6 protein-coding genes are annotated in these 7,210 nt (G+C 43.3%); 5 read left to right on the top strand and 1 reads right to left on the bottom strand.

From position 1 onward, the window contains the following. The 5 genes from mraY to H6S82_RS12405 all read left to right on the top strand — a co-directional run. Positions 1-973 (top strand): phospho-N-acetylmuramoyl-pentapeptide-transferase (mraY, locus tag H6S82_RS12425; RefSeq protein ID WP_191056272.1); only part of this gene is annotated, 973 nt, incomplete at its 5' end. 60 nt (positions 974-1,033) lie between these two features. Continuing rightward, a complete protein-coding gene (locus H6S82_RS12420; RefSeq protein WP_190464529.1) occupies positions 1,034-1,726 on the top strand; it encodes a L,D-transpeptidase in 693 nt (230 codons plus the stop codon). Positions 1,727-1,742: 16 nt separating this feature from the next. Next, complete coding sequence (locus tag H6S82_RS12415; protein ID WP_190464528.1) at positions 1,743-2,711, top strand: glycosyltransferase; 969 nt, start codon at positions 1,743-1,745, stop codon at positions 2,709-2,711. 267 nt (positions 2,712-2,978) lie between these two features. After that, complete coding sequence (locus tag H6S82_RS32995) at positions 2,979-3,128, top strand: hypothetical protein (RefSeq protein WP_190464526.1); 150 nt, start codon at positions 2,979-2,981, stop codon at positions 3,126-3,128. 113 nt (positions 3,129-3,241) lie between these two features. Next, complete coding sequence (locus H6S82_RS12405) at positions 3,242-3,925, top strand: response regulator transcription factor (protein ID WP_190464525.1); 684 nt, start codon at positions 3,242-3,244, stop codon at positions 3,923-3,925. 83 nt (positions 3,926-4,008) lie between these two features. Here the strand turns inward: H6S82_RS12405 and H6S82_RS12400 are convergent, their stop codons facing one another. After that, on the bottom strand, positions 4,009-6,720 hold the full coding sequence (locus tag H6S82_RS12400; RefSeq protein ID WP_190464524.1) for a PAS domain S-box protein: 2,712 nt from the start codon (positions 6,718-6,720) through the stop codon (positions 4,009-4,011). Between the last annotated feature and the right edge of the window lie 490 nt (positions 6,721-7,210).

The following is a 7,210-nucleotide window of genomic DNA, read 5'->3' as shown; positions in this document are numbered from 1 at the left end:
GACTTTGCCGTTCTGGGTTTGTGCTGCGGCAACTGCTGGGTTGGGATACTGGGTAGTGCCATTGTTGCGATCGCTCAAAGCTGGACAAGTAATTCGCGAAGATGGCCCCCAAACCCACTTGAAAAAAGGCGGCACTCCGACAATGGGCGGGGTGTTCTTTATACCAGTAGGCGTTCTACTTGCCCTGTTGTGGTCTGGTTTGGCATTGAATTTGTCAAACTTTGCTCCTGTGTTGCCTGTGTCGCTGCTTACACTCGGTTATGGATTTATCGGTTGGTTGGATGACTGGCAAATTTTACGCCGCAAGTCCAACAAAGGCATTTCGCCACAAATGAAATTAGCCTTGCAAATTGGTTTTGCAGTGCTATTTTGTTTGTGGTTAATTTTCAGTCAACCTGCAAATATCAGCACAATAGATTTACCATTTGGTTTAGCTTTACCGTTGGGGTTGCTGTTTTGGCCTTTAGCTGCATTTGCGTTAGTAGCAGAAAGTAACGCCACCAACCTCACCGATGGTGTAGATGGACTTGCAGGCGGACTGTGTGCGATCGCTCTACTCGGACTCGGTGCTATAATCGCTCCCACTTACCCCGGACTGACCATTTTCTGCGCCTGCATAAGTGGCAGTTGTTTGGGTTTTTTGGTGCATAACCGCAACCCAGCTACTGTATTTATGGGCGATACCGGTTCCCTGGCGCTGGGAGGTGCCTTAGCATCCGTTGCTATTTTGAGTAACACGCTTTGGAGTCTATTTATCATCAGCGGTATCTTCTTTGTGGAAACCCTTTCCGTAATGGCTCAAGTGAGTTATTACAAAGCAACAAAAGGCCCCGATGGTGTTGGTAAGCGGCTATTCAAAATGGCACCTCTACACCACCATTTAGAACTTTCCGGTTGGTCGGAAATTCAAGTAGTTGCCACATTTTACGCGATTAACGCGATTTTAGCTTTGCTTTGTTTCTTCATCCGTTAACAGTAGGGTGGGCATTGCCCACCTTTGTGCTTATCAATGCCTAATTTATATCCAATATTTATGAAAAAAAAGTCAAATAATCTCAAAATAAAATTTTTATCGTTAACTGTTATTATCGTAGCTACCTCCGTTCTTTACTTGCAACTCGCACGTCTGGGATATGCCGTACCCCTGCCCGATCTTTTGGATGTTCTTTGCTTAAATGGTTGTGAGGATGAGACTTCTGGAAACATTTCCCATCCCCGACTCCCCAGCAACCAAATACTCAATGGCAACAAGCAGATCATCGAAATTTTAAACGCACAGAAAATAGACAAAAACAAAATATCAATATTGATTGAAAAATCTGAATACAGGCTCACAGTTTATCACGATAAAAAACCTGTCAAATCCTATCCTGTCGTGTTTGGCAATAACCCAGTTGACGATAAGCTCAAAGAAGGAGATAAGCGCACTCCGGAAGGAAAATTTAAGATTAAAGACCTCTATCCCCATGCCGCTTGGTCAAAATTCCTCTGGTTGGATTACCCGAACAAATATTCCTGGAGAAAACATTTTAAAGCTAAGTTTGGCGGTAAAATAAGCTGGAATGATTCAGTCGGCAGCGAAATCGGAATTCACGGCACACCCAGCGATGATTTAATAGACAATAAATCAAATTGGACGTTAGGCTGCATTTCCCTCAAAAATAAAGATGTTGATGAATTATATCAAGTCGTGCAGCAAGGAACAGAAGTAGAAATTATTCAATGATAAATTAGAAATTCTTATGGAAACGACATTACCTAAAGTTTCGGTTATTGTACCAATATATAATGGCGAGGCAGATTTACCAGATTTAATTAGCTGTTTGCAAGCTCAAACTTATCCAACTGACCGGGTAGAGTATTTATTGGTGGATAATGGCAGTAGCGATCGCACTCCCAGTATACTGCAAGCTGCTGCTGCATCTGACTCCCCTGGCGGGGGTAATGAGAAGCTAAATAAGATAAATATTCGTCACCTCACGGAAAACAAAATTCAAAGTTCCTACGCCGCACGCAACACCGGGATTCGCGCCGCTACAGGTGAAATTATCGCTTTTACCGATGTTGATTGTCGTCCCGAACCGAATTGGTTACAGAATCTGATTCAGCCTTTTGCCGATTCATCTGTTGGTATTGTAGCAGGTGAAGTTGAAGGATTACCCGGTAAAACGCTGCTGGAAAAATACGCCGATAGCTACAATGTTCTATCCCAAAAGTATACGCTAGAACATCCTTTTTGTCCATACGGTCAAACTGCTAATCTGGCAATTCGACGGGAAATTTTTCAGCAAGTAGGGTTATTTCGTCCTTACATGACTACTGGTGGCGATGCCGATATTTGTTGGCGAATTCAACGAGAAACTTCGTGGCAGATATCTTTTGCACCAACTGCGATTGTAAAACATCGGCATCGATCGACAGTGGCAGAATTCCAAAAGCAATGGCGACGCTACGGTCGATCGAATCGTTATTTGCACGAACTGTACGGCGTCACTTTGATGACAGAACTGAAGGCGACAGAAACTTTTTATCGCCTTGTGCGGTGGTTGTTGAAGGAGTTACCAGTTACTAGCGTTAAGGCAATGATAGGGAAAGCGACTGTTGTCGATTTATTAAATACTCCCATTAGTTTGCTCAACTCACAAGCGCGATCGACTGGACAGCGGGATGCTAAACTTTCGGAAGAAGCAAAGATAATTGAGCGGTTGTAAGATTATCTTATTGTCAAGAAAATACAAGAGCGATCGCACATACTAGATTTGGCTAAAATTACAGATGCGATCGCTCTGACAGTTTTTCTTAATAATTCCATCTCACTATTACTTACTGTACTTATCTTTATATTGTTTAATAGCGGATTTTAGTTTGCCCTTCAGTGCGGGTGGATTTTCCATAACTGACATAAATAAGTCTCTATCACGCTCCGACAAAACAAGCCTTTGATGGGAATCTATTTTTTCTCTTGCTGGTGGCAACATATGAAATACTTTGTGGGTACTCAAGCAAAAACGAAAGAATTTGACCAGATTATCTGTATGGCTAATTATAAAATTGAAGCGGATTTGGTATCAGGGGGACAGGGTACACAAAAAACTGCTATCTTCCTCGCCAGGGTCGATCGCCCTTAAGCCAGACATTTTTACCATAATAAATAATATAAGTCAAGTTCGGTCTAAGGGTGGATAACCGAATTACCGATTTATGTACATTTAAAAATAGTAGAGCGCAAAGGTGATTGCAAATGACGGGACAACTGTTACTGGTCGATGACGAACCCGGACTGCGGGAAGCGGTGCAAGCTTATCTGGAAGACAGCGATTTTAGCGTTGACGTTGCGGCTAACGCCAACGAAGGCTGGCAAAAACTGCAACAACATACGCCCGACTTGGTAATTACAGATGTCATGATGCCGCAAGTCGATGGCTATCAGTTCCTCAAGCAAATGCGGGAAGACCCTCGCTTCAAGACATTGCCGGTAGTATTTTTGACCGCGAGAGGCATGACGAAAGACCGCATCCAAGGCTACAATGCCGGTTGCGATGCGTATTTGTCCAAACCATTTGACCCGGATGAGTTAGTTGCGATCGTCGAAAATTTGCTGGAACGCAGAGGCGCTACCGATAAGCCATCTGAAGGCACTAACCTGGACGAAATAGCGCGTCAGTTGGCGGAAATTAGGGAACAATTGAAACAGCGACCTGCGATCGCGCAAACTGCCTCACCGATCAAAATAGACCTCACCCCCAGAGAACAAAGCGTCCTCGACTTAGTGGCAGAAGGATTGATGAACAAAGAAATCGCCCGTCGTCTGGAAACTAGCGTTCGCAATGTCGAAAAATACGTCAGCCGCTTATTCAGCAAAACCGGCACCAACAGCCGCACCGAGTTAGTGCGCTACGCCCTCGAACACGGGCTAACCCACTAATAATTTCAGATTTTAGATTTTAGATTTCAGATTTTAGATTGCAAATAGAAATAAATTTAAAATTTGAAATCTCAAATCTGCAATTATGACATTTTGGGTTGGCGCAGGGGTATTTCGATCGCAAACTCAGATCCTAACCCAGGTTGGGAGTAACATTCCAATTTACCGCCATGCTTTTCTACTACAATTTGGTAGCTAATCGACAAACCCAATCCCGTTCCCTTGCCGATCGGTTTAGTAGTAAAAAATGGATCGAAAAGGCGTTTGCGTACCTCTTCCGTTATGCCTGGGCCATTGTCGGCAATGCGAATCACTACTTTGTCAGTTCTCAGTTCTTTTTTGTCAGATTCCCTCTTTTCTTCTTCCTCCGTAGATGAGGAGGGGAAGAGGGGGGGATTTCCACTAGCGGCTGACTTCTGACAGCACACTATTTCGGTGCGAATAGTAATTGTGTTGGGATTAGCCTGAATTTCCCGATCGGATCGCCTTTTGTTGGATTCCTCCAAAGCATCGATCGCATTAGTCAGCAGATTCATAAATACCTGGTTGAGTTGTCCGGCGTAGCACTCCACTAAAGGCAATTTGCCATACTCTTTAATAACTTGAATACCGACACGATCTGGTTTATCTTTCAATCGGTTTTGCAGAATCATCAGCGTACTATCAATGCCTTCGTGAATATCAACCTCTTTCCTTTCCGACTCGTCTAAGCGGGAGAAGTGGCGCAACGACTGAACGATCTCGCGGATGCGTTCTGATCCTACCTTCATAGAAGCGAGAACTTTGGGCAAATCCGCCATCATAAATTCTAAGTCGATCGCTTCAATTTCCTCTGCGATTCTTTCTTTCGGATAGGGATATTCCTCTTGATAAATTTGTACCAGTCTTAATAAATCTTCCGCATATTCTCTCGCATAAGCTATATTGCCGTAGATGAAGTTAACCGGGTTGTTAATTTCGTGCGCCACACCAGCCACCAGTTGACCCAGAGAAGACATTTTTTCACTTTGAATCAGCTGCGCTTGGGTATTTTGCAGTTCTTGTAAAGCTGCCTCCAGTTCAGTTGCTTTTTGTCTGATTTGCGCTGACGACTGCTGCAAAACAGACTGCACCTGTTTGCGATCGGTAATATCTACCGCCATACTCATCACCAACCGTCTCCCATCCGGTAATTGACCCAAAGGAACCGAACTAAATTCCCAAATTCTTTGCGAACCATTGGATGCGGTAATGACATATTCGCCTTCTGCTAATTGGCTGTTAATGTTATATAATCTGTCGATATCTGCTTTGACGAGTTGTTTTCTTTCTCCATACGCTTTTTCTGTCCAATCAGCAATCGTGGGAATATCCTCCTGACGATAACCGCTCAATTCTGTCCATGCTTGATTGACCGTTACTATCTCTCCATCTTCCGCATAAATGATTAGCGGTAACGGTGCATAAAAAATGGCAAAGCGAAACCGTTCTTCGCTTTGCCGCAAAGCTTCCAGAATTTGTTTGCGTTCGCTGATATCTTTATTGATTTCTAAAATGCTTAATGGATTGCCATTTTTATCCCGCTGCAAAGTCCAACTGCTCGCTACAGGAATTTGTTTGCCGTTACGTTTAGTGTCGATAAGTTCTCCTTCCCAGTGTCCCTCTCGCAGGCATATTTCTAAGATTTCCTCCAATGGTTGCGGAAATATCGTTTTCAAAAATGTGTGGATGTATTTGCCGACAACTTCTTGCTTTTTCCATCCGTACAGATTTTCTGCGCCTGTATTCCAATAAGCAACCAAATCGTCCAGATCTCGAATGATAATTGCTTCATTCGCCAGATCGATCGTCTGTACGTATTGCTGCAATGCTGTCTCTGCCTGTTCGCGTTCGCTGATTTGTTGATATAAAGTAAATTTTGCTACCTCTACCTGTTTTGCCTGTCGTCCCGCTTTTTGAATGCTGTATACCGCCAAAGTAAGGGAGCCTGACATTAAAATTCCCATCGTCAGCAGCGATTCCGGTAACTGCGATCGTTCTTCAGTTAGCAGCTGGGAACTCGGCCAAAGGCGCGATCGCAAAGTCACACCATCCAGGGGAACAGTTATTTCCTTTCCCCAAACATCTGCATTTTGGCTATCCTCTTTGTTGCGACTGAAGATTTCGGTATTGCCATCAAACACGCTTAACCCGTATTGGGGAACAAGATCTTTATTCGATCTAGTTTTGAACAAGCCTTCTGCTGTAAAAGCGGCAAAAAGGAAACCGTACTGGCGTTGTTCTGATGACAAAGGAACATAAATCCACAATTGTTTGCTTCCTTGTGGCGAAAGCGAAGGAAATACCATAATATCCTGTCTTTTGCTGTCTTTCGCCGCCAGCAATTGTTCGTGCAACTTTCTATCTGGGTCTGCAATTCCTTCTCTTGAGATTGTCCAGCGCGGCAAAAACGAGGTATCTACCCACTGTAAAATCTGGCAATTTGGGTAAACATCCAGATAAGTTTGGGCAGCTGCTTTCCATTCCCTTCTGTTTGGCTGTCCCTGAGTTTGCCAACGATTTGCCATCTGCCTCAATGTGACAATACGAGCTTCCAGGCTTGCTTGCACTTCGTTTTTCAGTGTCTGAGCGGCTAAATTAATCTTTGTCTCTATATGTGTTTGAGCTTCCATTTTTACTGCCCGCCACAGCCATAAGCTAGTCAGGATGCCGCAACTCCCTACGAGAAGGGGCAGGAAAAATATCTGCGTCGCCAATTTAATACCACCGCTTGCCCGCCTCTTTTCCCACTCCACAGATATATTTTCTATTGTCATAACCACCCTGTTTTGACATAGTTATACGGTATTATCTGCTCCTTGCCTTTGGAGACTTACGTTTTGACAATATACTTCTCCTCCAAAAGAATATTAAAGGCAGGTAGGATGCCTACCCCACAGGAATTTTCCAAGATGTCTAATATAACCGTGTTTCGCGACTCTATAGTTTCCACGATCGCTTGAGAATTTTCTTATGCCAAAGTATTTATTTATACTTTCTACAAAAATAGGCAGCTAGGCGCTCGCTTAGATCCACGATCTGGGCGACTTTACTAGAGTAACTACATCTGTTTTTTTTACGATAAATTAAGTAAATTTAAGAAATTTGACTTTTTAAATTTTTAAGTGAAAATACTGTTAATTTAAATTCAATCCTTCACTAAGCAAAAAAAAATCAGTCATGAAAAATTCTCAACCTGCAAAACATTTGGGTCAGTCAATTTCTCTGGGAGCGCTATTAATTTTAGCCAGCGTAGGTATATTTGCC

It is taken from the genome of Planktothrix sp. FACHB-1355 (assembly GCF_014748295.1).
In the GTDB taxonomy this organism is placed as follows: domain Bacteria; phylum Cyanobacteriota; class Cyanobacteriia; order Cyanobacteriales; family Aerosakkonemataceae; genus Aerosakkonema; species Aerosakkonema funiforme_A.
The sequence above is the reverse complement of the archived record's forward strand: the minus strand, read 5'-3'. Positions and strand labels throughout refer to the sequence as shown.